The following is a 368-nucleotide window of genomic DNA, read 5'->3' as shown; positions in this document are numbered from 1 at the left end:
CCCCTAGGGCCGGGCCCAGTTGCGCATCGCGGTGCGCGAAGCGAAGGCGGCCACGTCCTTGTCGAGCGGGTTGTCGGTGTGCTGGTGGATGCGCCAGGTCGCTTTGATGCGTGGTTTGCCCGCGGTGACATAGTCGGCTATCCACAGGCCGTCACCGGCGTACGACGTGGTGTCGTAATTCAGCCAGAAGTGCCGGTTGCAGTACAGCAGAACCCTGTGGTCCGGCCGGAGGCGCTTGACCTCGCGGATGAAGCGGTCCTTCTCGGCGTTGGTCGCGCGCGTTCCGTCGCCGGTCACCTCCCAGTCGACGGCCAGCAGGTCGCCTGCCTTCTCCGGGGCCTTGCTCACGAAGTACTCCGCCTGCGCCG

The 368-nt window shown here is 67.1% G+C and carries 1 protein-coding gene; it reads right to left on the bottom strand.

Features of this window, described 5'->3' with window-relative positions; all coding sequences use genetic code 11:
* Positions 1 to 3: 3 nt before the first annotated feature.
* Positions 4 to 368: GH25 family lysozyme (locus AC1DUE_RS20815; RefSeq protein WP_477041293.1), on the bottom strand; the 365-nt coding region annotated here is incomplete at its 5' end.

This window comes from Cellulomonas sp. P4_A2, assembly GCF_056402515.1.
Note: the sequence above shows the minus strand (reverse complement) of the source record. Positions and strands in the feature narration are given on the sequence as shown.